Here is a 21086-nt window from a genome sequence, read left to right as displayed (position 1 = left end):
TCTACAATGCGGGCTCGATGCCCTAGGAGCGGCTCTGCTTCATGGCCTTCCCTCGATGATCAGTCGAGAACTTTGGCCTGCAAGGAGGCAAAAGTCGAGATACAAGGAGCGGCCCCTGTGCCGCGATCGGGCCCGCGGGGCCCGTAGCATTAGCCACGCCGGACATATAGCTCACTCGACAGGCTCAGCCAAGTCCGCCGCTCACAACCCTTCGAGAATGTCCGACATGTCGTCGGCGTGCTCTTCTTCCTGGGCCAGGATGTCTTCGTAGATACGGCGGGTGGTCGGGTCCTTGTCGCCGATGTACTTGATGATCTCGCGGTAGCTGTCGATGGCGATCCGCTCGGCCACCAGGTCTTCCAGGACCATCTCGCGCAGGGTGTTGCCTGCCACGTACTGGGCGTGGGAGTTGCGGCTCAGGTTGTCCGGGTTGAAGTCAGGCTCGCCGCCCAGCTGCACGATACGCTCGGCCAGACGGTCGGCGTGTTCGGCCTCCTGGTTGGCGTGCTCGAGGAATTCCTCGGCTGCGATGCTGGCCTTGATGCCGCTGGCCATGAAGTAATGGCGCTTGTAGCGCAGCGTGCAGACCAGCTCGGTGGCCAGCGACTCGTTCAACAGGCGCAGGATCTCTTCGCGGTCGGCCGAGTAGCCCTCGGTGACGGCGCCGTTTTCCACGTGCTGGCGGGCGCGTTCGCGCAGGACTTGGATGTCGGTCAGTTCAGCGTTGCTCATCGTTATCTCCAGGAAATCAGGTCAGGGTGCTCGCGGCGACTTGCAGGCTCAGGCACCTGGGGTCGCTCTGCGGTCTTGCTCGCGTTCCTTGCAGGTCTTGAAGCCCTTGGCATCCACGTGGCCGGTGGCGTCGAAGCGCACGTAGTACGGCTGCTGCTGGCCTTCGTGATTCAGGATGTAGTCGTTGCAGGTGCCGCCGTTGGGCAGGTCGCTGACGAAGGACGGGCTGCCGCCGATGGCGATGACGCGCTGCATGGTCATGCCGTTTTCCACCTGCTTGACCAGGGGCTGGTCACGGTAGGTGACGTAGTCCACCGGGTTTTCCGGGCGGCTGCTGCAGGCGGCCAAGGTCATGCCGGTCAGAAGGATTGCCAGGGTCTGCTTGTACATGGTCCGGTCCTTGTTCAGGTCTGTGTGGTTTGGAACCGCAGCACGCGCCAGGAGTTCGATCGCGATGGCCAGCATTGGGCCGGTAGTTTGAAAAACCCTGAAACACCTTGGCGCAAGACGCTATGCCTGATGGCTGAAGGCTGGCAGACTGCTGCCTTTTCGCCGCCCACAGCGAGGCCGTATGACCTTCACCCCACGTCAGATCACCCAGGCCAGCTGGATCATCGTGGGAGCCGGCCTGTTGCTGGCGCTGCCGTTGAAGCTGCTGCCAAGCCTGTTGGCAGGCTTGTTGGTGTTCGAACTGGTCAACATGCTGACGCCGCGGCTGCAGCCGCTGATCGCCGGTCAGCGGGCACGCTGGCTGGCAGTGGCCCTGCTGGGCACGCTGGTGGTCACCAGCCTGGCGTTACTGTTCGCCGGTGCGATCAGCTTCGTGCTGCACGAGGCCGAGAACCCGGGTGCCTCGCTGGACCGTTTCATGGTGGTGGTCGACCGCGCACGGGCGCAGCTGCCGCCGTTCATCGACAGCTACCTGCCTGCCAGCGCGGCGGAGTTCCGGGTGGCCATCGGCGACTGGTTCAAGAGCCACATGGGCGAGTTGCAACTGCTGGGCAAGGGCGCGGCGCACATGTTCGTCACCTTGCTGATCGGGATGATCCTGGGCGCCATCGTCGCCCTGCAGCGCCTGCCGGACGTGTCACGGCGCAAGCCCCTGGCGGCGGCACTGTTCGAACGGCTCAACCTGCTGGTCCAGGCGTTTCGCAACATCGTCTTCGCGCAGATCAAGATTTCCCTGCTCAACACCGCGTTCACCGGGATCTTCCTGGCGCTGGTGCTGCCGTTATTCGGGGTGCACCTGCCCCTGACCAAGACCTTGATCGTGCTGACCTTCCTGCTCGGCCTGCTGCCGGTGATCGGCAACCTGATGTCGAACACCTTGATCACCATCGTCGGCCTGTCGCTGTCGATCTGGGTGGCGGTCGCCGCGCTCGGCTACCTGATCGTCATCCACAAGGTCGAGTACTTCCTCAATGCCCGCATCGTCGGCGGCCAGATCCGCGCCAAGTCCTGGGAGCTGCTGCTGGCGATGCTGGTCTTCGAAGCGGCGTTCGGCCTGCCGGGCGTGGTGGCCGGCCCCATCTATTACGCCTACCTCAAGAGTGAGTTGCGACGGATCGAGTTGGTCTGAGCAGGGGCTGCATGCTTCGAGCTACACGCTTCAAGCAAGAGCAGGCCACAGGCGACCGTCGAAGTGCCGCTGCCTTGCTCTATCGCGTAGCTCGCCCCTCGTTCCTCTCTCAGCCGTAACGCTTGCGTGCCTCGATGGCCAGGCCGCTGCCGATGCTGCCGAAGCGGTTGCCTTCGACGTGGCGGGCGTTCGGCAGCATGGCAGCGACGCTCTGGCGCAGGGCCGGGATGCCGCTGGAACCGCCGGTGAAGAACACGGTGTCGACCTGACCGACGCTCACGCCTGCCTGGCTCAGCAGGTCGGTGACGCTGCCGCGCACGCGCTCGAGCAGGCCGTCGATGGCGTGTTCGAACAGCGGACGGGTCAGGTCGGCGACCAGGCCTGGCTCCACGCGCCCGAGGTCGATGCGGCGGCTCGGCTCGTCGGTCAGGGCGATCTTGCTGGCCTCCACTTCCATGGCCAGCCAGTGACCGGCGCGCTGCTCGATCAGCTTGAACAGCCGGTCGATGCCCTGGGCATCCTCGATGTCGTAACGCATGTTGCCCAGCGCCAGTTGCGACTTCTGCGCGTACAGGGCGTTGATGGTGTGCCAGGTGGCCAGGTTGAGGTGGTAGCTGGTGGGCATCAGGGCCTGGCTCTTCATGCGGCTGCCGTAGCCGAACAACGGCATCACCCCTTGCAGGCTGAGCTGCTTGTCGAAGTCGGTACCGCCGATGTGCACGCCTCCGGTGGCCAGGATGTCGCCCTGACGATCGTCGAGCGAGTGGCGCTCGGGCGCCAGGCGCACCAGGGAGAAGTCCGAGGTCCCCCCGCCGATGTCGACGATCAGTACCAACTCCTCGCGCGCGATGCTCGACTCGTAATCGAACGCTGCGGCGATCGGTTCGAACTGGAACGACACGTCCTTGAAGCCGAGCGTGCGGGCGACCTCGGCCAGGGTGTCCTCGGCTTCCTGGTCGGCCGCCGGGTCATCGTCGACGAAGAACACCGGACGCCCGAGCACCACCTGGTCGAAGCTGCGCTCGGCCGTGGCCTCGGCCCGGCGCTTGAGTTCACCGATGAACAGGCCCAGCAGGTCCTTGAACGGCAGGGCAGTGCCCAGCACGCTGGTGTCGTGCTTGATCAGCTTGGAGCCGAGCAGGCTCTTGAGCGAGCGCATCAGCCGGCCCTCGTAGCCTTCCAGGTATTCGTGCAGGGCCATGCGCCCGTAGGCGGGGCGCCGCTCTTCGAGGTTGAAGAACACCACCGACGGCAGGGTGATCTTGCCGTCCTCCAGCGCGAGCAGGGTGTCGCCGCCCGGTCGATGCCAGCCGACCGTGGAGTTCGAGGTGCCGAAGTCGATGCCGCAGGCGCGGGCCGGGGTGTGATCTGACATGCTTGCAGGTGTCCGGAGGCAAAAACGGCCGCGCAGTGTATGCGAGTGAACGTGAGAATCAAGACCGATCGTCTGCGCCAGATTCACCCACGGGGCAACTTGAAAGGCTATGCTTGGCCCTTATCTTCAGCAGTAACGCCTATTTTTCGAGGGTGAGCCCTTAGATGGACTTCAAAGACTATTACAAGATACTCGGTGTGGAGCCGACGGCAGACGACAAGGCGATCAAGGCCGCCTATCGCAAGCTGGCGCGCAAGTACCACCCCGATGTCAGCAAGGAACGGGACGCCGAGGACAAGTTCAAGGAGGCCAACGAGGCCTACGAAGTGCTTGGCAGCCCGGAAAAACGTGCCGAATTCGACGAGATCCGCAAGTACGGTGGCCAGCACGGCCGCCCCTTCCAGGCACCGCCCGGCTGGCAGGGCCGAGGTGGCGCCGAGAGCGGGTTCGAGCAGGGTGATTTCTCGGACTTCTTCAGTTCGATCTTCGGCGCACGCGGTGGGAACCCCTTCGGTCGCGGCCCACAACAAAGCGCGGGCAGACGAGGGCAGGACGTGGAACTGGAACTGGCGGTGTTTCTCGAAGAGACCCTGAGCAAGGAGTCCAAGCAGGTCAGCTTCCAGGTGCCTCAGGTCAATGGCCAAGGCCAGCGGACCGGCTTCACCACCAAGACCTTGAACATCAAGATCCCGGCCGGGGTGACCGATGGCGAGCGCATTCGCCTCAAGGGCCAGGGCGCACCCGGCCTCGGCGGCGGCGCCAATGGCGACCTGTACCTGACGCTGCGCATGGCGCCGCACCCGCTGTTCGATGTCGAGGGCCACGACCTGATCATCACCGTACCCCTGGCGCCGTGGGAGGCTGCCCTGGGCACCAAGGTGGCGGTCCCGACCCTGACCGGCAAGATCAACCTGACCATCCGCCCCGACAGCCAGGCCGGGCAGCGCCTGCGCGTCAAGGGCATGGGCCTGGTCAACAAGCAAGGCGGGCGCGGCGACCTCTACGCTCAGCTCAAGGTGGTGATGCCAAGCCAGTCCAACGCCGATACCCGCGAGCTGTGGAGCAAGCTGGCCGACAAGGCCGCGTTCAACCCGAGGACTCAATGGAGTAGCTGATCATGAGCAGCACCCTGATCGTTCAACTGGACATGCGTACCCTCTGCCAGGAAGCCGACTTGACGGCCGACTGTGTGATCGAAATCGTCGAGCACGGCATCGTTGAACCGTCGGGGCGCACGCCCGACGACTGGCGCTTCGACGACCAGGCGTTGCACCTGGCCCGCCGCGCGGCCCGATTGCGTGACGAGCTGGAGCTGGAGTGGGAAGGTGTGGCGCTGGCGCTGGAACTGCTGCAGGAGGTGCGCACGTTGCGCAGCGAGAACGATCGGTTGCGACAGCGGTTGGGGCGGTTCACGCAGGTGTGAAGCCTGTATGGCCTTGCTCGGGCGTCGGCTCCATTAGGGCCTGTCGGCTTGAGACGCTGTGCCCCTGCTGACGCTATCGCTGGCAAGCCCCCACTTGTGGCGCTACCCGCCTGGTTGCTGGTAGCGGGCGCGTTGCTGGCAGGAATACCGTGTTTCTTCTGTTTGACCATGGTAACTGTGCGTGTGGACCCTTCGGTCCCATGGATGAAACCAGCCCACACATCGGTGAATCACACAGAACACGAACGACGGCTGCCTACGGTAACGGCGATCATCCAATCTGTATGCGCTTGGAAACCAGACCTGTGGAAGCTGGCTTGCCAGCGATAGGTCCCGTTCAGGCGCCGCCTGCATCGCGGGCAAGCCCGCTCCCACAGGGGGCCAATCAGTGGGCTGATACCAGGTAGTTGCTTGAAATAAGGGCCAGTGGGAGCTGGCTTGCCAGCGATGAGGCCAGGTCAGACGCACCTGTCCCCTTCCCTTGCGCTGGCATCCAGGCACTGTCCTGCCTTCACCTCACTTCTTGCCTGCTTTCATCTTTTCCAGCAGCGGCCGGCACTGGTCCGGCACGTCGTCCCCCGGCGCGATCAGGGCCAGCAGCCCGGCTGCCGGGCCGACGGTAGCGCCCAGGGCCAGCATGCCGGCGCCGCGCAGCGCCAGTGGTACAGCCTTCACGCCCGCATTGGGCTTGGCGAAGGTCCCGCGCACGTACAGCGGTGAACGCAGGGAGAACAGCCGGAAGCCCTTCGATTCCGGGGTCACTTCAAGGTCCATGCGCTCGCTGGCCAGGTTGACGTTGCCATCGATGTAGATGATCGCGTTCTCGGTGTCGAAGACGAACACCCGCGTGCTCGCCAGGCCATCCTTGATCCCGACGTCGGCCGCTGCGCAGTTGATCTTCACGTCTTCGTCGCCGAACAGTTTGTCGACCAGGTAGTTACCCACGTTCAGGCCTGCGATCTCCATCAGGCTACGGCTGATCGCGCCATCGTTGATCAGCAGGCGCAGGTCACCATTGGAGCTGCCCAGCAGGGCCGCCACCGAGTTGCCGCGCCCGCGCAGGTCGGCATCGCCGTTGAGTTCACCGAAGCTGGTCTGCATCGGTGCGAAGCTCGGGAACAGCTGTTTGAGCTTGAAACCACGGGCGCTGAGCTTGGCATGCCCCTGGAGCGGCACGTTGCGCCCGTCCAGGCGAATGCGCGACTCCAGATTGCCCCCGGCGACACCGAAACGCAGCGGGTTCAGGCGCAGCAGGCCATCGTCGAGCAGCACATGGGCCGACAGGTCGCTGAACGGCAGCTCCTTGCTGTGCACGATGCGCTTGCCGGTGAACTTCACGTCGGCATCCATGGCGCGCCAGCGCTCGGTACGGAATTCTTCCACCGGCAGCACCTTGTCCGTCGGCTGCTTGCTGGCGCCACCGCGGGACTTCTGCTCAGTGTTGGAATCGGCGCCGATCAGCGGCGCCAGATCCTCGAACAGCAGCTGGTTCGACACCAGTTCGCCACTGAGCTTGGGCCGTGGCTTGCCGGCGGCGAAGGCCAGGGTGCCGTGAATGTCGCTGTTGCCGATCTTGCCGTTGAACCCCTCATAGCGGAAGCGCATGCCCTGCTTGTCCTGCAGGTTGGCCGTCAGGTGACCGTCGGTGGAGTAAGGCGGTGTGTCTGGCAGCGTTACGCCGGTCAGCGGGTACAGGTTGCCCAGGCTCTTGCCCGACAGGCGCAGGCGCAGGTCGAGCGCCCCCAGGTTGAGTGGGTCGATCAGGGTGCCCGCTAGCACCACGCGCGTGTCAGCGGCTCGCACGTCGGCCTGGAGCGGGAACGGCTGGTCGCTGTCACGCAGGGCCAGCAGCCCGCCGATCTTGCCCGTACCGGACACCGGCTGGCCTTTGTAGCGCCCTTCGGCCTTCAGCCCGAACGCGTAGTCCTGGGCGCCACCGGCCTTGTCCGCACGCTCCTTGCCGACGATGTCGCTGAACGGGATCGGCTTGCCTAGAGGGTCGATCTGCACCTTCACGTCCGCCTTGAGCATCTGGTCGTCATACCGCACGTTGCCCTGGTCGAAGCGGATCGAGCCGATGTCCAGCGTCCAGCTCGAGGGTTCGGCGTTCTCATCCTTGGGCCCCAGATCGAAGGTCCAGTTGGCGCGGCCATCGGCCAGGCGCGTCAGTTGCGCGTCGGGCTTGGTCAGGTCGATGCGCGGGATGGTGATGCGCTGCGCCAGCAGAGGCAGGGGCGACAGGCGAAACTCCACGCGTTCCAGGCCGACCATGCGCGGCTCCTTGGCCCAGTCCGGGTTGCCCAAGGTCAGGTCATCGGCGATGAACCGAGGCCATGGCACCCAGGCGCGCCAGCCGCCTTCTTCGGGTTCGCGTTGCCAGCGCACGGCCAGGTTGCCGTTGATGGCGAACGGCCGATGCAGCGCTTCGGACACCTTCTCGTTGAGCATCGGCTTGACCCGATTCCAGTCGAAAGTGGCAATGATCACCACCAGCACCGCCAGCAATGCGACGAGGCTGGCGAGGGTCCAGGCGATGATTCGAGCAGGGCGCGTCATTGCGAAGTTCTCCTGAGAGCGGCGCAAGCCGAGGATGACGAGAGCGACAGTATTACGTCGGACTGACGAAACCCCGTCAGGTTTTATCCGAGGCACGATATCGCGATTTTTTTACGTCGCGCTTGAATGCACCAGGACGTCCAACTCGCCCGCAGCCTGCGCCTTCTCAAGGCCGACCGGCTGGAAAACCGCATTCCAGAGCGCCTTCGGCGACCATCATCGGCGTCGATGATCACCATCACCCGGATGAACTTCTCGTCTCGCGCACGCGGCGTAGCATGGGCCTCGTTCCCCTTTTCACTTGCCCATCAGGAGCATCCCCATGAAATCTCTCTTGCTGCTCAGCCTGAGCCTGTCCCTGCTGTCGACCCAGGCCCTTGCCCTGCCCGCCCCGGATCAACCCACGATCGGCGAAGCGCGCTCGACGCACGCGGCCCCGGCCTACCTCACCGAAGGCGGCGCCGACCGGTTGCTCGAACGCGCCGGGCAGCTCGCCGAAGGCGGCGCCGACCGTCTGCTGGAGCGCGACACCGCCTTGGCCGAAGGCGGTGCCGATCGCTTGCTCGAACGCAGCGAAGCGGTAGCCGAAGGTGGCGCCGAACGCGTGCGCAAGGCAGGTCATCTTGGGTGAGCGCATCGCCTCGAGGCACAGGTACGATCGATTCAGCCTGCATTGACCCCGCTCGGTGCTTTTCTCTAGAGTGCGATTCCACACCAGCCACAGATTGCCCGCCATGCTGCCGCGCGCCGAACAGAAGCTTCAGACTCGACAGGCCTTGCTCGATGCCGCCTGCCAGTTGATGGAGAGCGGGCGCGGTTTCGGCAGCCTCAGCCTGCGCGAGGTGGCGCGTCTGGCCGGTATCGTGCCGACGGGCTTCTACCGTCACTTCTCGGACATGGACGCCCTGGGCCTGGCCCTGGTCGGCACCATCGACGCCACGTTCCGTCAGACCATTCGCCTGGTGCGGCAGAACGAGCTGGAAATGGGCGGCATCACCGATGCCTCGGTGCGGATCTTCCTCGACGTGGTCGCAGCCCACCGTGCCCAGTTCCTGTTCCTGGCCCGCGAGCAATATGGCGGTTCGCAGGTCGTGCGCCAGGCCATCGCCCGGCTGCGCCATGGCATCAGTTCGGACCTGGCCACCGACCTGGCGCGCATGCCACGCTGGCAACACCTGGATGCGCCCGCCCTGGCGGTCATGGCCGACCTGGTGGTCAAGACCGTATTCGCCACCCTGCCCGAGCTGATCGACACCCCGGACGCCGAGTGGCCGGAGCCCTTGAGCGCGCAGGAAAAGATCATCCAGCAGCTGCGCTTCATCTTCGTCGGGGCGCGTCACTGGCAGGGCCTGGGCTACCCAGGCTGAGGCCGCGCGGCGGTCGATTCTGCTACCATGGCGCACCGCCCGACCGTCCTGAGCGCTTTCATGTCCACGCCCTCATCTGCCCTGTCCGACTTCGATGCCCGTCTGCGCCGCTTCAGGCATCACCTTGACGATATCCTTGTGCCGTTGTGGCAAGGTCCCGGATGGAATGCGGACATGGCCTTGCCCTACGAAGCCCTGGACGCCGAGCACCGTCCCTTGCCCGTGGTGCGCTACCGTGCCATGGCCTGCGCGCGTCAGTTGTACCTGTTCAGCAGCCGCCTGGGCGAGCCCGGCGCTGCGGCGCGTGCCGCGACCTTGTTCCGTTCGTTGCGCACGCACTTTCACGATGCCGAGCACGGTGGCTGGTTCTACAGCATCGATGCGCAAGGCCAGCCGTTGGATCGACGCAAGGATCTCTACACCCACGCGTTCATCGTGTTCGCCTGCGCGCATTACTGGGGGCAGGTGGGCGAACGCTTGGTCGAGTCCACACTGGAAGGGGCGTTGAGCGTCGTTGCCGAGCGCTTCGCCCGTGGCGATGGCCTGTACGAGGCCAGCCTGGGCGAGGATTGGTCGGACCTGGGCAGCGGCCCTCTGCAGAACCCGCAGATGCACTTGGCCGAAGCCTTCCTGCAGACATTGGCCGTCAGGCCGGACGAGGCCGTACAGCACGCGCTGACCGGGCTGTGCGATGCCCTGCAGCGCGACTTCGTGGACCCCGACACAGGCGTGATGCTGGAGCTTCCACGGGGCGCAGCGGATAACTGGTTCGAGCCGGGGCATCAATTCGAATGGTTTTTCCTGCTCGACACCTCGCCGCTGCTGCGTGACACGCCGCTGCATGCGTCCATCGACCGGGCGTTCGGCTTTGCCGAGCAGTACGGGGTGAAGGATGGGGCGGTGCTGGCAATGCTGGCTGTGGATGGCCAGGCACTGGATGCCACCCAGCGGATCTGGGCGCAGGCGGAATACCTGCGGGCGCTGGTGCTGCGTGCGGGCGGCGAGGCGAAGCTGGCTGGGCAGTTGCAGGTGCTGGAGGCGCGGTTCCTGCGTGAGGCGGGCTGGTATGAATGTCGGGATGGAGAAGGCAATGTCAGTCGGCATGATATGCCGTCGACCACGCCCTACCATTTGGCGACTTGCCTGCAAGGTCTCCTCAGCGCCACCTGACCTGACATTTTTATCAGTTTCGACGAGATCAAGGCGTTGCTAGATTCAAGGCCTCACTCATTGGAGGCGTCAGCATGGACAGAGCAGCGTTCAAGAGTTTTCTCGAAGCCCAGATCAACGCGGCAGCCAAGCAGATCGTCGACAAGCAGAAAGCTGACCTGGACCACATTGCCCATGGCAAGCTTGGTTTCCTGCTCAGCCTTCGTCGAGTGGTAGACGGCACTGCAACCCGGGAAGACCTCGGGTTGCACGACGCCATCAACGATGTGTTGCAGCGCTTGGACCTGCTAGAAACAAACGCTACTTACCTGAAGAAAATTCCTCAATAGCGTCTGTGGGCGATTCGCAAGGCCTGCCGCGGCTGGGCTAATGCATTCGCGGGAGAACCCGCGAATGGGCCCTTGGATCAGCCTTTGACCGAACGATCGATGGAGAACCCTGCCCAGTCCTGGCTCACCGGCATCAGCTCCAGGCTGTTGATGTTGATGTGCGCCGGCTGGTTGAGGATCCAGAAGATGGTCTCGGCAATGTCCTGCGGCTGGATTGGCTCGGCACCGGCGTAGGTCGCATCGTACCTGGCCTGGTCACCGCCGAAGCGCACCAGCGAGAACTCGCTCTCGCAGAGGCCCGGCTCGATATTGCTCACACGCACGCCGGTCCCGCGCAGGTCGCAACGCAGGCTCAGCGAAAACTGGCCGACGAATGCCTTGGTACCGCCATACACGTTGCTGCCTGGGTACGGGTAGTTGCCTGCCACCGAGCCCACGTTGAGGATGCTGGCGCCGCGCCCATGGGCGATCAGGCGGGGCAGCAGCAGGCGGGTGGTGTAGATCAGGCCTTTGATGTTGGTATCGACCATGGTCTCCCAGTCGTCCAGGTTGCAGGCCTGGGCCGGTTCGACGCCCAGGGCCAGGCCGGCGTTGTTGACCAGGGCGCGCAAGGTCGCGAATGCCGGAGGCAGGTCGGCGATCGCCTGCTCCATGGCCTGGCGGTCGCGGACATCGACGACCAGCCCATGCACCTGGGTCTTGGCCGACAGCTCGGCGCACAGTGCGTCCAGTCGCTCCTTGCGGCGCCCCGTCAGAACCAGCGACCAGCCGGCTTCGGCGAATCGCCGGGCAGTCGCTTCGCCAAAGCCGGAGGTGGCGCCGGTGATGAATACGGTGGACGTCATGCTGTTCTCCTTGATCGATACGGGCGTGTGACAGGGGCCGAAGCATGCCCCGATGGAAAGCTCTCGGCAAGCCACCTGCCACTGATCAAAAAATGATCAAACCTCTGCAGGCCACGGCGGACAAGGCCGCCAGCGGATTATGCGCACCTTATCCACAAGCCTTTCCCCACAGGCTGGGGGCAAAACGCTCGTTTTCAGGATCAGGCCTGGGTGCAACGGTGAACACTTGGAAAACGTGAAGACTCAACAGCTTCAAGCAGGCAGACGAGGCGCTATCCCGGCTTTTTCCACAGACTTATGCACAGAGTTTCCACACAGTGAGACGCATGGCGTGGGCACGCCTTGCACGAACTTCTCATCGTCCTGTCGTTTTTGATCAAAAAACGAACAAAGCTCTGCAGGCCATGTCAGGCATGGCCTCCAGAGGATTGCACCCATCTTATCCACAGCCGGTTCCACACGAACCGTGCACAACGTGTCGCCACGTACATCACTTGCACGTGGCGCTGAGGCGCCTGTCAATGCCCGCCACATGCGACACGTTGTCCACACGGTGCCCCCCTCGCTCGCCGAACCCGACCGAAACACCGTTCATCCAAGGCGGTCAGTGCCCGCCCAGGTAGGCGTTGCGCACTTCATCGTTGGCCAGCAGCTCCTGCCCCGTGCCGGTCATGCGGATCTGCCCGTTGACCATCACGTAGGCACGGTCCGAGAGCTTGAGCGCATGGTTGGCGTTCTGTTCCACCAGGAAGATGGTCATGCCCTCCTGGGCCAGCTCGCGCAAGGTCGCGAAGATCTGCTTGACCACGATCGGCGCCAACCCCAACGACGGTTCGTCGAGCAGCAACAGGCGCGGCCGACTCATCAGCGCGCGGGCGATGGCGAGCATCTGCTGCTCGCCACCGGACATGGTCATCGCCCGTTGCGTGCGCCGCTCCTTGAGCCGTGGAAACAACGCGTACATGCGCTGCATGTCCGCATCGGCGTGCTTGTCGCCGATGGGGATGGTGCCCATCATCAGGTTTTCCTCGACCGTCATGTCCGGGAACACCCGCCGCCCTTCCGGGGATTGGGCGATGCCGTTGGAGGCGATGTAGTGCGGCGTCTTGCGCGTGATGTCGGTGCCTTCGTAAAGGATCTGACCCGAGGCGGCGCGCGGCTGGCCGAAGATCGACATCAGCAGCGTCGACTTGCCCGCGCCGTTGGCACCGATCAGGCTGACGGTCTCGCCTTTGTCGATGTGCATCGACACCTTGCGCAATGCCTGGATCGGCCCGTAGAACACGTCCAGGTCGCGCAGTTCGAGAATCGCTCCGCTCATGCCAGTTCCTCTTCGTCAGCGCCCAGGTAGGCGGCGATCACCGTGGGGTTGTTGCGGATGTCCTGGGGGGCGCCCTCGGCGATGACGTTGCCGTGGTCGAGCACGACGATGTGGTCGGAAATGCTCATGACCATGCCCATGTCGTGCTCGATCAGCACGACGGTGATGTCGTGCTCGTCGCGCAGCACCCGGATCATCCGGCTCAGGGCCTCGGTTTCCTGGGGGTTGAGGCCGGCGGCCGGCTCGTCCAGGCAGATGATGCCGGGCCGCGTGCACATGGCCCGGGCGATCTCCAGCCGCCGTTGCTGGCCGTAGGACAGTTCACCGGCCAGGCGGTTGGCGCAGTCGACCAGGTCGACCACTTCCAGCCAGTAGAAGGCATGGTCGAGCGCCTCGCTCTCGGATTGCCGGTAGCCTGGCGTATTGAGCACGCCGGCCAGCAGGTTGCGGTTGACCCACATGTGCTGGGCCACCAGCAGGTTCTCCACCACCGACATTTCCCGGAACAGGCGGATGTTCTGGAAGGTGCGCGCCAGGCCTGCACGGTTGACCAGGTGGGTGCCGCCGAACATCTTGTAGTACACCCGGTTGGCGAAGCGTGCGGGCGAGAAGAAGTCCGTCGCCTCGAAGCGCTCGCCCAGCAGCTGGATGATGTCGGTGCGAGCACCGCGCAGGTTCAGTTCGATGCGCCCGCCACTGGCCTTGTAGAAGCCGGTCAGGCAGTTGAACACGGTGGTCTTGCCAGCGCCGTTGGGGCCGATCAGCGCGAAGATCTGGTTGCGCCTGACCTTCAGGCTGACGTCGCTGAGCGCCTTGATACCGCCGAACTGCATCATCAGGTTGTCGACCGACAACACGACTTCATCGCTCATGGCGCCACTCCTTTACGCGGGACCACGCCAGCACGGCTGATACGGATCAGCCCACGCGGACGCCAGATCATCATCAACACCATCAGCACGCCGAACAGCAGCACCCGGTATTCGGAGAAACTGCGCAGCAGCTCGGGCGCCACGGTCAGCACGAAGGCAGCGATCACCACGCCGACCGTCGAGCCCATGCCGCCCAGCACCACGATGGCCAGGATCAGCGCCGACTCGAAGAAGGTGAAGGACGACGGGTTGACGAAGCCCTGGTAGGTGGCGAAGAACACCCCGGCCAGCCCGGCCGTGGAGGCGCCGAGGGTGAACGCCGAAAGCTTCACCAGCACATGGTTGAGCCCCATCGAGCGGCAGGCGATCTCGTCCTCGCGCAATGCCTCCCAGGCCCGGCCGATGGGCATGCGCGTCAGCCGGTGCTTGATGTAGAGCACCGCCAGCACGACGATGAACAGCACGGCGTAGATGAACAGGAATTTCAGGTTGGGGTTGTAGTCGATGCCGAAGAACTCGTGGAACGGCACGCCACCGTCCTTGGCCCGTCGCCCGAACTCCAGGCCGAAGAAGGTCGGCGACGGCGCCGGCATGCCGTTGGGGCCACCGGTGAACGACAGCCAGTTGTTCAGCACCAGGCGGATGATCTCGCCGAACCCGAGGGTGACGATGGCCAGGTAGTCGCCGTGCATGCGCAGCACCGGGAACCCCAGCACGCAGCCGGCCAAGGCCGCCGCGATGGCCGCCAGCGGCAGCACGCTCCAGAAGCCCAGGCCCAGGTACTGATAGCCCAGTGCCAGGCCATAGGCCCCGATCGCGTAGAAGGCGACGTAGCCCAGGTCGAGCAGCCCGGCCAGACCCACCACGATGTTCAGGCCCAGGCCCAGCAGCACGTAGATCAGCCCGAGGATGACCACGGTCAGCAGGTACTTGTTGGCGAAGACCGGGAAGACGATGGCGATCACCACCAGCGCCGGGATGATCCAGCGCAGCCGCGACTTGTAGTCCGGCGCCAGCACGTGCACGCCCGAGCCACCCCGCTCGAACCCGTGCAGCACGCGCTGCCCGGCGGCGGTCTGGAAGTACAGGCTGAGCACGAAGCGCCCGAGCATCACCGCACCGACCAGCCAGGCGACGCGCGCCGGATGGGCGTTGAAGCTGTAGCCATCGAGCACCACGCCGACCACCGGGCCGAACACGATCAGTGCCAGCAGGCCGGCCACCACGGTTTCCAGCAGGCTGCGCTTGAGGCTGAAGGCCGGCGCGGTGGGGGCGGAAACGACAGAATGCGTAGAAGGGGTCATGTTCATACCTTGGCCACCAGTGGACGACCCAACAGGCCCTGGGGCCGGAAGATGAGGATCAGCACCAGCAGCGAGAAGCTGAACACGTCCTTGTAGTCGGAGTTGATCAACCCCGAGAACAGCGACTCGGAGATCCCCAGGATGATCCCGCCGAGCATGGCACCGGGCAGCGAACCGATGCCGCCGAGCACGGCGGCGGTGAACGCCTTGATGCCGATGATGAAGCCGGCGTAGAAGTCGAAGGTGCCGTAGTTGAGGGTGATCAGCACCCCGGCGAGCGCAGCCATCACGGCGCCGATGACGAACACGTAGGAGATCACCCGGTCGGTGTTGATCCCCAGGATCGAGGCCATCTTGCGGTCCTGCTGGGTCGCCCGGCACATGCGACCGAGCTTGGTGAACTTGATCACGTAGGTGAGCACGCCCATGCCGACGAAGGCGGCGATCAGGATGAAGATCTTGGTGTAGGTCAACTGCACGAACCCGCTGCCCACGTCGATGCGCAAGGCCCCTTCGAGCAGCGTCGGGACGCCCTGCTGGCGGGCACCCTGGCTGATCTGGGCGTAGTTCTGCAGGATCAGGGAAATGCCGATGGCGCTGATCAGCGGCGCCAGGCGCGTGGAGTTGCGCAGGGGTTTGTAGGCGATGCGCTCGATGGTGAAGCCATAGACGCCGGTCACCACGACGGTGAACAGCAACGTGCCGAGCATCAGCAACGGGAAGGATTCGATGCCGAACCAGGCCAGCAATGCCAGGCTGATCGCCGCGAGGTACGCGGAGATCATGTACACCTCGCCGTGCGCGAAGTTGATCATGCCGATGATGCCATAGACCATTGTGTAGCCGATGGCGATCAGGCCATAGACCGACCCGAGGGTCAGGCCGTTGACCAGTTGCTGCAGGAAAATACCATCCATAACGCAATCTCACCTGATCGAGACCACACCCGGTGGCGCACGCACGGCCGCGGAAAACACGACCTTGCGCTGCACGACCTGATGGGTTCACGAATGTGGAGGGGTACCGCGAAACCGCCCCGGCACCCGCCCGGACGGCTCATCGTTCTTATTGTTGTTGTTCGAGCTGGTGATACTTGCCGTTGGCGTCCCACTGGTAGACCACATAGTCGGAGACGGTCAGGTCACCCTTCTTGTCCCAGCGTTTCTCGCCCATCACGGTCTTGACCGGGTTGGCCTTGAGCCATTCGGCGGCGTCTTCGCCCTTGTTGGACTTGGCACCGTTGAAGGCGGCGGCCAGGGCCTGGATCGAGGCGTAGGCGTACAGCGTGTAGCCTTCTGGCTCGGTACCGCCCTTGCGGAACTGCTCGACCACCGCCTTGCTGTCGGGCAGCAGGCGCGGGTCGGCCCCGAAGGTCATGTAGACGCCGTTGGTGTACTGCGCCCCGCCTGCGGTAGCCACCAGCTCGTCGGTGACGATGCCGTCGTCGGACATGAACGCCACGTCCTTGAGCCCCTGCTCACGCAACTGCCGCACCAGCGGGCCGGCTTCCGGGTGCAGGCCACCGAAATAGACCACGTCGGCACCGGCAGCCCGGATCTTGGTCACCACGGCGCTGAAGTCCTTCTCGCCACGGGTCAGGCCCTCGTAGAGCACCGGCTTGACCCCGCGCTTTTCCAGCTGCGCCTTGGTCGCGTCGGCCAGACCCTGGCCATAGGTGTCCTTGTCGTGCAACACCACGACCTTCTTGCCCTTGAGGATGTCGACGATGTAGTTGCCGGCGACCACCCCTTGCTGGTCGTCACGGCCGCACATGCGGAACATGCCCACCATGCCGCGCTCGGTGACCTGCGGGTTGGTGGAACCTGGGGTGATGGCGATCACGCCGGCCTCGTCGTAGACCTCCGACGCCGGGATGGTGGAGGACGAGCAGAAGTGGCCGACCACGCCGGCGACCTTGTCCTGGTCGACCAGGCGGTTGGCGATCGACACCGCCTGCTTGGGCTCGCAGGCATCGTCCCCCTTGACCAGCACGATCTTCTCGCCGTTGACCCCACCTGCAGCGTTGATCTGGTCGGCCGCGGCCTGTGCGCCCTTCATGTATTGCTCGCCGAACGCTGCGTTCGCGCCGGTCATGGGTCCGGCGACACCGATCTTGAGGTCGGCCTGTGCGTAGGATGAAAGACCCAGCACCGACGCTACGGCAATGGCCAATACGCCTTTTCTGTAGAACGACTGCGACATGAGGTAGTGCTCCTGGAATTGTTATGGGGTAGGCACTGCAACTTCAGCATCGAGCTATGAGCAAGCGGCGTGCCATGCGTCCCGGCTCGCCCGGCGATACGGAGCGGATACGCACGCCAGAGAGCCGCGCGAGGTGGCCGCACGGCACGTGCAACCGTCAAGCACGTGCCTGTCGCCACCTTCCGTGCACGGACGGCGCAACCGTGACGCGCCATCATTGCAACCCCGAGCGGGCCACCACCTGCCCCGTCGTGTAACAGCCAGCGTCACCGAAGTGCACAACGCCGGTGCGTGAATGCTACTGCGGGCACTGTTGCGAGGCTGGGGACGCCTGGCTGGGTCGGTGCCCGTGGACGCCCGGCGCTTCATGCATCGCTAAAGCCGGCGGCATTGGGCACAATGACCGCTACCCCGCGCGCCTGGTCGTTTCGGCAGGCGCCGCCGACTTGGAGTCCTTACATGAGCGAGAGCGCATTCGCCGAGCGCATCGTGCACAACCTGCTCGACACCGATTTCTACAAGCTGACCATGATGCAGGGCGTCCTGCACAACTACCCGGATGCCGACGTCGAGTGGGAGTTTCGCTGCCGCAATGGCGAGGACTTGCGCCCTTATCTGGAGGACATCCGGCAACAGCTCGAGCGGCTGGCCGACCTCACCCTCGACGAAGGCCAGCTGACTTTCCTGGAGCGCATCAGCTTCCTCAAGCCGGACTTCCTGCGCTTTCTGGGCCTGTTTCGCTTCAACCTGCGCTACGTGCGCATCGGCATCGAGCACGATCAGCTGTTCCTGCGCCTGCGTGGGCCCTGGCTGCACGTGATCCTGTTCGAAGTCCCCCTGCTGGCGATCATCAGCGAAGTGCGCAATCGTCACCTGCACCCGCAGATGCGCCTGAGCGAAGCCCGCGACCAGTTGTACCGCAAGTTCGACTGGTTGCAGGCGCATGCCAGCGCCGAGGAGCTCGATGCCCTGCAGGTGGCCGACTTCGGCACGCGGCGGCGCTTTTCCAGCCAGGTCCAGGCCGAAGTGGTGCGGGTACTGCGCGATGACTTCCCGGCGCGCTTCGTCGGCACCAGCAACGTCGACCTGGCCTGGAAGCTCGGGATCAAGCCGCTCGGGACCATGGCCCACGAATGGATCATGGCCCACCAGCAGCTCGGCCCGCGCCTGATCGACAGCCAGATCGCCGCCCTGGACTGCTGGGTACGCGAGTACCGCGGCCTGCTGGGCATCGCCCTGACCGACTGCGTCACCATGGACGCGTTCCTGCGTGACTTCGACCTGTACTTCGCCAAGCTCTTCGACGGTCTGCGCCATGATTCGGGCGACCCGATCGCCTGGGCGGAAAAGGCCATCGCCCACTACCGCCAGCTGGGCATCGACCCGATGACCAAGACCCTGGTGTTCTCCGACGGGCTCGACCTGCCACGTTCGCTGGCAATCTTCCGTGCCCTGCGCGGTCGGATCAACGTGAGCTTCGGCATCGGCACCAACCTGACCTGCGATATCCCGGGCGTGACGCCGATGAGCATCGTGGTCAAGATGACCGACTGCAACGGCTCGCCGGTGGCCAAGATTTCCGACGAGTCCGCCAAGACGCAGTGCCGCGACGAGAATTTCGTCACCTACCTGCGCCATGTGTTCAAAGTCCCCAACAAGGAGTAACCCATGCAAGCCAGCCAGCAGGAGATCATCCAGCAGCTCAAGGTCCAGCCGCCCTTCGCCGATGACGCGGCGCTGGAGGCCGAGATCACCCGACGTGTGGCGTTCATCAAGCAGTGCCTGGACAATGCCGGGCTGAAAGCGCTGGTCCTTGGCATCAGCGGCGGCGTCGACTCGCTGACCGGTGCGCTGCTGGCGCAGCGTGCGGTGCGTGAGCTGCGCGAGGAGACCGGTGATGCGGCGTACCGCTTCATCGCCGTGCGCCTGCCCTACCACGTGCAACAGGACGAGCACGATGCCCAGGCCTGCCTGGACGTGATCAAGCCTGACGAGGTGCAGACGGTGGACATCGCGCCAGCCGTGCGCGCACTGGTCGCCAACGTGAAAGCCCTGGACGACCGCTCGGCGGGTACCAAGGACTTCGTGGTCGGCAACACCAAGGCACGTATGCGCATGGTGGCCCAGTACACCATCGCGGGCGCCTGCCAGGGGCTGGTGATCGGTACCGACCACGCGGCCGAAGCGGTGATGGGCTTCTACACCAAGTTCGGCGACGGCGCGTGCGACCTGGCACCGCTCAGCGGCCTGGTGAAGCGTCAGGTGCGCGCCATGGCCCGCGTCATGGGAGCCCCGGCGAACCTGGTCGAGAAGGTGCCGACCGCGGACCTCGAAGACCTGGAACCCGGCAAGCCGGACGAAGCGGCCCACGGGGTGACCTACGCCGAGATCGACGACTTCCTGCACGGCAAGCCGGTGAGCGACGCTGCCGCCGAGGTCATCCTGTCGGCCTACCGCAAGACGCAGCACAAGCGCGAACTGCCGTTCGCGCCGTGACCCAGCCCTTCGGGAGCAGGATGATCGTCATCCGCTCCCGGCAGGCTTCACGCGTGTGTCACTTGACGACGACCTTGCCCTTCATCAAGGCCATGTGCCCAGGGAAGGTGCAGAAGAACGTGTAATCGCCACCGGCCTCCAGCCTGGACAGGTCGAGGGTGATGGTGTCCTGCTTCTCGGGCGCGCCGATCATCTTGGTGTAGGCGATGATGCGTGGGTCGTCGGCCTTCAGGTATTCCTTGTCCAGGCCCTGGCTCATGCCTTCGTTGGCGATGGACTGGGCATCTTCCGTCTTGCTGATCACCAGGTTGTGGCCCATCACGTTCTTCGGCAGGTTGCCCGAGTGGGTGAGCGTGACCGTGAACGCCTTGCAGCCCTTGTCGACGGTGAACGATTGGGTGGTGTAGGCCATCTGATCGGTCGATTCGACCGTGACCGCACATTCGGCGGCGAAGGCGCTGGCACTGGCCAGCGTGAACAGGGATACCGCGACCGCTTTGAGAAACATCGTGACTCTCCTTGGCAAGGATGGCCGACTCACGTGGCTCACCGATCCATGCCAAGGGGGAGCGGCACGACAGTCGATCGGTTGAAACCCTGCATGGACGGCATACAGAAAATCTTGGAGCGCATCTTGCCCCTTTGAGGGACGATTGAACAATCGTTCATTCAGGAGTCGTCAGCATGTCGTTCACACAGTTCATGAAAGGTTTCCTGGCAGCCTATGCATGCGGGGCCACCGGCGCACCGGCCTGCGAATTCGCCCGTCCCGAGTGATCGGTCTGGCCGTGAACGGCTCGGCGCCTTACCCTGTGGCCAGCTTTTCACTGGAGATGATCGATGTCCCTACGTTCCGTGTGTGTCTTCTGCGGCGCCAGCACTGGCGCCAATCCCCTCTACCGTGACGCTGCGATCGCCCTCGGTCGAACCCTGGCCGAGCGCGGGTTGACCCTGGTCTACGGCGGCGGCGGCGTGGGCTTGATGGGCATCGTCGCCGATGCGGCGCTGGCCGCCGGTGGCGAGGTCATCGGCATCATTCCACAAAGCCTCAAGGACGCCGAGGTCGGTCACACGGGGTTAACCCGTCTGGAAGTGGTGGACGGCATGCACGCGCGCAAGGCCCGCATGGCCGAGCTGAGCGATGCGTTCATCGCCCTGCCGGGCGGACTGGGCACGCTGGAGGAACTGTTCGAGGTCTGGACCTGGGGGCAACTGGGCTATCACGCCAAGCCGCTGGGCCTGCTGGACGTGAACGGGTTCTACGAGAAGCTGGGCAGCTTCCTCGATCACATCGTCGACGAGGGGTTCGTGCGGCCTCAGCATCGGGCGATGCTGCTGCTGGGCAGCGAGGCGGGGGCGTTGCTGGAAGGCATGGCACGGATGGAGACACCGGTGGTGCCCAAGTGGGTGGAAAGCAACCCGGGGTAAGCCTGGAACAGGGGCGCTCAGGGTGCAGCGCCACTGATATTACAGCTTTTGCGGGCCCCATCGCTGGCAAGCCAGCTCCCACCCAGA

21 protein-coding genes are annotated in these 21086 nt (G+C 64.5%); 10 read left to right on the top strand and 11 right to left on the bottom strand.

Annotated features, from left to right (window positions below):
* Nucleotides 1-201: 201 nt before the first annotated feature.
* Nucleotides 202-732, bottom strand: a complete 531-nt coding sequence (locus G7Z99_RS13675; protein WP_181094646.1) for a ferritin-like domain-containing protein — start codon at nt 730-732, stop codon at nt 202-204.
* A gap of 48 nt (nt 733-780) precedes the next feature.
* Nucleotides 781-1122, bottom strand: coding sequence for an osmotically-inducible lipoprotein OsmE (gene osmE / locus G7Z99_RS13670; RefSeq protein WP_181094644.1), 342 nt, complete (start codon nt 1120-1122; stop codon nt 781-783).
* A gap of 181 nt (nt 1123-1303) precedes the next feature.
* On the opposite strand from osmE, the gene G7Z99_RS13665 reads away from it, so the two are divergent.
* Nucleotides 1304-2311, top strand: a complete 1008-nt coding sequence (locus G7Z99_RS13665; RefSeq protein ID WP_181094642.1) for an AI-2E family transporter — start codon at nt 1304-1306, stop codon at nt 2309-2311.
* Nucleotides 2312-2420: 109 nt separating this feature from the next.
* Here the strand turns inward: G7Z99_RS13665 and G7Z99_RS13660 are convergent, their stop codons facing one another.
* Nucleotides 2421-3686: an Hsp70 family protein gene (locus G7Z99_RS13660; RefSeq protein ID WP_181094640.1), complete on the bottom strand. Its 1266-nt coding sequence runs from the start codon at nt 3684-3686 to the stop codon at nt 2421-2423.
* Between the two features lie 164 nt (nt 3687-3850).
* Between G7Z99_RS13660 and cbpA the strand changes: the two genes are divergently transcribed.
* Nucleotides 3851-4801: a curved DNA-binding protein gene (cbpA, locus tag G7Z99_RS13655; protein ID WP_181094638.1), complete on the top strand. Its 951-nt coding sequence runs from the start codon at nt 3851-3853 to the stop codon at nt 4799-4801.
* A 2-nt stretch (nt 4802-4803) separates the two neighbouring features.
* On the top strand, nt 4804-5109 hold the full coding sequence (locus G7Z99_RS13650; protein WP_181094636.1) for a chaperone modulator CbpM: 306 nt from the start codon (nt 4804-4806) through the stop codon (nt 5107-5109).
* Nucleotides 5110-5625: 516 nt separating this feature from the next.
* Here the strand turns inward: G7Z99_RS13650 and G7Z99_RS13645 are convergent.
* Nucleotides 5626-7665 (bottom strand): AsmA family protein, encoded by a 2040-nt coding sequence (locus G7Z99_RS13645; RefSeq protein WP_181094634.1) that lies wholly within the window; start codon nt 7663-7665, stop codon nt 5626-5628.
* 322 nt (nt 7666-7987) lie between these two features.
* Here G7Z99_RS13645 and G7Z99_RS13640 point away from each other — a divergent pair, with 322 nt between their 5' ends.
* The 4 genes from G7Z99_RS13640 (at nt 7988) to G7Z99_RS13625 (ending at nt 10531) form a co-directional block, all read left to right on the top strand.
* Nucleotides 7988-8296, top strand: a complete 309-nt coding sequence (locus G7Z99_RS13640; RefSeq protein WP_181094632.1) for a hypothetical protein — start codon at nt 7988-7990, stop codon at nt 8294-8296.
* Between the two features lie 103 nt (nt 8297-8399).
* A complete protein-coding gene (locus tag G7Z99_RS13635) occupies nt 8400-9032 on the top strand; it encodes a TetR family transcriptional regulator (protein ID WP_181094630.1) in 633 nt (210 codons plus the stop codon).
* Nucleotides 9033-9092: 60 nt separating this feature from the next.
* Nucleotides 9093-10202 carry an AGE family epimerase/isomerase gene (locus tag G7Z99_RS13630; RefSeq protein ID WP_375139158.1) on the top strand — a complete coding sequence of 370 codons (1110 nt, stop codon included), beginning with the start codon at nt 9093-9095 and terminating at the stop codon, nt 10200-10202.
* Between the two features lie 74 nt (nt 10203-10276).
* Nucleotides 10277-10531 carry a hypothetical protein gene (locus tag G7Z99_RS13625; RefSeq protein ID WP_181094626.1) on the top strand — a complete coding sequence of 85 codons (255 nt, stop codon included), beginning with the start codon at nt 10277-10279 and terminating at the stop codon, nt 10529-10531.
* 77 nt (nt 10532-10608) lie between these two features.
* Here the strand turns inward: G7Z99_RS13625 and G7Z99_RS13620 are convergent, their stop codons facing one another.
* From G7Z99_RS13620 to G7Z99_RS13595, 6 genes are all read right to left on the bottom strand, one after another.
* On the bottom strand, nt 10609-11376 hold the full coding sequence (locus G7Z99_RS13620; protein WP_181094624.1) for an SDR family oxidoreductase: 768 nt from the start codon (nt 11374-11376) through the stop codon (nt 10609-10611).
* Nucleotides 11377-11980: 604 nt separating this feature from the next.
* Nucleotides 11981-12697 carry an ABC transporter ATP-binding protein gene (locus tag G7Z99_RS13615; protein WP_181094622.1) on the bottom strand — a complete coding sequence of 239 codons (717 nt, stop codon included), beginning with the start codon at nt 12695-12697 and terminating at the stop codon, nt 11981-11983.
* Complete coding sequence (locus tag G7Z99_RS13610; protein ID WP_181094620.1) at nt 12694-13569, bottom strand: ATP-binding cassette domain-containing protein; 876 nt, start codon at nt 13567-13569, stop codon at nt 12694-12696. Before G7Z99_RS13610 ends, G7Z99_RS13615 begins: the two co-directional genes overlap by 4 nt.
* On the bottom strand, nt 13566-14873 hold the full coding sequence (livM, locus tag G7Z99_RS13605) for a high-affinity branched-chain amino acid ABC transporter permease LivM (protein ID WP_181094618.1): 1308 nt from the start codon (nt 14871-14873) through the stop codon (nt 13566-13568). The genes G7Z99_RS13610 and livM overlap by 4 nt, the downstream gene beginning before the upstream one ends.
* Before the next feature lie 2 nt (nt 14874-14875).
* Nucleotides 14876-15790, bottom strand: a complete 915-nt coding sequence (locus tag G7Z99_RS13600) for an ABC transporter permease subunit (RefSeq protein ID WP_181094616.1) — start codon at nt 15788-15790, stop codon at nt 14876-14878.
* A 148-nt stretch (nt 15791-15938) separates the two neighbouring features.
* Nucleotides 15939-17075 (bottom strand): branched-chain amino acid ABC transporter substrate-binding protein, encoded by a 1137-nt coding sequence (locus tag G7Z99_RS13595; RefSeq protein ID WP_181094614.1) that lies wholly within the window; start codon nt 17073-17075, stop codon nt 15939-15941.
* Between the two features lie 459 nt (nt 17076-17534).
* Here G7Z99_RS13595 and pncB point away from each other — a divergent pair, with 459 nt between their 5' ends.
* Nucleotides 17535-18740 carry a nicotinate phosphoribosyltransferase gene (gene pncB, locus G7Z99_RS13590; protein ID WP_181094612.1) on the top strand — a complete coding sequence of 402 codons (1206 nt, stop codon included), beginning with the start codon at nt 17535-17537 and terminating at the stop codon, nt 18738-18740.
* Nucleotides 18741-18743: 3 nt separating this feature from the next.
* Nucleotides 18744-19571 (top strand): ammonia-dependent NAD(+) synthetase, encoded by an 828-nt coding sequence (gene nadE, locus G7Z99_RS13585; RefSeq protein ID WP_181094609.1) that lies wholly within the window; start codon nt 18744-18746, stop codon nt 19569-19571.
* 58 nt (nt 19572-19629) lie between these two features.
* On the opposite strand, the gene azu is transcribed toward nadE, so the two are convergent.
* A complete protein-coding gene (gene azu / locus G7Z99_RS13580) occupies nt 19630-20079 on the bottom strand; it encodes an azurin (protein WP_181094607.1) in 450 nt (149 codons plus the stop codon).
* A 332-nt stretch (nt 20080-20411) separates the two neighbouring features.
* On the opposite strand from azu, the gene G7Z99_RS13575 reads away from it, so the two are divergent.
* A complete protein-coding gene (locus G7Z99_RS13575; RefSeq protein WP_181094605.1) occupies nt 20412-20999 on the top strand; it encodes an LOG family protein in 588 nt (195 codons plus the stop codon).
* Nucleotides 21000-21086 lie beyond the last annotated feature (87 nt).

It is taken from the genome of Pseudomonas entomophila (genome assembly GCF_013523165.1).
Taxonomy (GTDB): domain Bacteria; phylum Pseudomonadota; class Gammaproteobacteria; order Pseudomonadales; family Pseudomonadaceae; genus Aquipseudomonas; species Aquipseudomonas entomophila_A.
The sequence above is the reverse complement of the archived record's forward strand: the minus strand, read 5'-3'. Positions and strand labels throughout refer to the sequence as shown.

Excerpts from the sequence above, each read along its gene's own strand:
- G7Z99_RS13630 (WP_375139158.1), top strand. The coding sequence starts at position 9,093 with ATGTCCACGCCCTCATCTGCCCTGTCCGACTTCGATGCCCGTCTGCGC.
- G7Z99_RS13665 (WP_181094642.1), top strand. The coding sequence starts at position 1,304 with ATGACCTTCACCCCACGTCAGATCACCCAGGCCAGCTGGATCATCGTG.
- G7Z99_RS13675 (WP_181094646.1), bottom strand. The coding sequence starts at position 732 with ATGAGCAACGCTGAACTGACCGACATCCAAGTCCTGCGCGAACGCGCC.
- G7Z99_RS13660 (WP_181094640.1), bottom strand. The coding sequence starts at position 3,686 with ATGTCAGATCACACCCCGGCCCGCGCCTGCGGCATCGACTTCGGCACC.
- G7Z99_RS13635 (WP_181094630.1), top strand. The coding sequence starts at position 8,400 with ATGCTGCCGCGCGCCGAACAGAAGCTTCAGACTCGACAGGCCTTGCTC.
- G7Z99_RS13645 (WP_181094634.1), bottom strand. The coding sequence starts at position 7,665 with ATGACGCGCCCTGCTCGAATCATCGCCTGGACCCTCGCCAGCCTCGTC.
- azu (WP_181094607.1), bottom strand. The coding sequence starts at position 20,079 with ATGTTTCTCAAAGCGGTCGCGGTATCCCTGTTCACGCTGGCCAGTGCC.
- nadE (WP_181094609.1), top strand. The coding sequence starts at position 18,744 with ATGCAAGCCAGCCAGCAGGAGATCATCCAGCAGCTCAAGGTCCAGCCG.
- G7Z99_RS13615 (WP_181094622.1), bottom strand. The coding sequence starts at position 12,697 with ATGAGCGGAGCGATTCTCGAACTGCGCGACCTGGACGTGTTCTACGGG.
- livM (WP_181094618.1), bottom strand. The coding sequence starts at position 14,873 with ATGACCCCTTCTACGCATTCTGTCGTTTCCGCCCCCACCGCGCCGGCC.
- G7Z99_RS13600 (WP_181094616.1), bottom strand. The coding sequence starts at position 15,790 with ATGGATGGTATTTTCCTGCAGCAACTGGTCAACGGCCTGACCCTCGGG.
- G7Z99_RS13640 (WP_181094632.1), top strand. The coding sequence starts at position 7,988 with ATGAAATCTCTCTTGCTGCTCAGCCTGAGCCTGTCCCTGCTGTCGACC.
- G7Z99_RS13625 (WP_181094626.1), top strand. The coding sequence starts at position 10,277 with ATGGACAGAGCAGCGTTCAAGAGTTTTCTCGAAGCCCAGATCAACGCG.
- G7Z99_RS13575 (WP_181094605.1), top strand. The coding sequence starts at position 20,412 with ATGTCCCTACGTTCCGTGTGTGTCTTCTGCGGCGCCAGCACTGGCGCC.
- G7Z99_RS13595 (WP_181094614.1), bottom strand. The coding sequence starts at position 17,075 with ATGTCGCAGTCGTTCTACAGAAAAGGCGTATTGGCCATTGCCGTAGCG.
- pncB (WP_181094612.1), top strand. The coding sequence starts at position 17,535 with ATGAGCGAGAGCGCATTCGCCGAGCGCATCGTGCACAACCTGCTCGAC.
- osmE (WP_181094644.1), bottom strand. The coding sequence starts at position 1,122 with ATGTACAAGCAGACCCTGGCAATCCTTCTGACCGGCATGACCTTGGCC.
- cbpA (WP_181094638.1), top strand. The coding sequence starts at position 3,851 with ATGGACTTCAAAGACTATTACAAGATACTCGGTGTGGAGCCGACGGCA.
- G7Z99_RS13610 (WP_181094620.1), bottom strand. The coding sequence starts at position 13,569 with ATGAGCGATGAAGTCGTGTTGTCGGTCGACAACCTGATGATGCAGTTC.
- G7Z99_RS13650 (WP_181094636.1), top strand. The coding sequence starts at position 4,804 with ATGAGCAGCACCCTGATCGTTCAACTGGACATGCGTACCCTCTGCCAG.
- G7Z99_RS13620 (WP_181094624.1), bottom strand. The coding sequence starts at position 11,376 with ATGACGTCCACCGTATTCATCACCGGCGCCACCTCCGGCTTTGGCGAA.